We start from the raw sequence: 1,231 nt of genomic DNA on the forward strand, positions 1-1,231 counted from the left end.
TTAAAACGCTTCAGCGGCGCGGTGTGGAATATGTCTTCGCACTCTGCGGTAATGGGCTCAAACCGTTTCTTGACGCATGTGTCGATTTGGAGATGCCGGTGATTGACGTGCGGAACGAACAATCCGCTGCCTATATGGCGGATACATGGGGACGGATGACCAAACGGATTGGGGTGGTTGCTGTGAGTGCGGGACCGGGACACACGAACACTCTCACCGGACTTGCCAACGCCTTCTGGGATGGCGGACCGATGCTCCTCATCAGTGGATGTGCCACCACGGATACACGCGGTATGGGACATTTCCAAGAGCTGGATCAGGTAGGTATGGCGGCACCAGTTTGCAAATATGCCCGGTTTGTTGACCGTGTTGATGTCTTGGAACATGAATTTACCAATGCACTGGGGGCATCGTTCGCTGGGCGTCCGGGTCCGGTGCACTTGACTACACAGATGCCAGATTCAGCCGTTGCACGCTCGCAGGGCTCCCCGCCCACTATCACCCACGTCAGCCCGCAAGCTGCCGGCGATCCGGATCTGATTCGCGATGCTGTCGAACAGTTGTGTGATGCGGAACGTCCTGTCATTATTGTCGGCAACGGAGCATTCTACGCTGATGCTGGCGATGCGCTTGCCCAATTCGCAGATTTAACGCATATCCCGATTTTTTCAAATATGTGGTCGCGGGGGTGTATTGAGACGCCGTTGGATACGTATGTCGGCACAACCTTCGGCGGCGAGACCAATGGTGCATTCGCCAACCTCGCGGAGGTTGACCTTGTGCTGGTATTGGGCGCGGGCATCGACTACCGTCTGGGATACGGTCGTCCTCCCGTTTTCTCTGAATCGGTCCGTTTTATCCGTGTTGATGTCGATGCGAATGAGTTATCAAAGACGATTGAGCCAGAAATTGGGATTGTCGGCGATCCACGGTCTGTCCTTGAGGGAATGAACGATGTAGGACAAAGCCGTCAGTGGAATCATCAGGCGTGGCTGGCAAAAGTGCGTCACAACCGCGAAGCACTGATGGTGAAATGGGCGACACGCGGGCACGAAGACGTAACCCCACTTGCTTCAATACGAATCTGCCGAGAAATTCAACCGTTTCTGGATCAGGACGTGACCTTTCTGCTCGATGGCGGAAACATCGGACGCTGGGCACACATGACCCTCTGGAATCGTCATCCAGCACACTGGTTCACCTGCGGCGCAAGTGGAATTGTCGGTTGGGG

The 1,231-nt window shown here is 55.2% G+C and carries 1 protein-coding gene; it reads left to right on the top strand.

What is annotated here, in order from left to right; translation table 11 throughout:
- Positions 1 to 1,231, top strand: a 1,231-nt coding sequence (locus tag J4G02_07160) for a thiamine pyrophosphate-binding protein (protein ID MCE2394354.1), incomplete at both ends; no start/stop codon positions are given.

The sequence above is a fragment of the Candidatus Poribacteria bacterium genome (assembly GCA_021295755.1).
Lineage (GTDB): Bacteria > Poribacteria > WGA-4E > WGA-4E > PCPOR2b > PCPOR2b.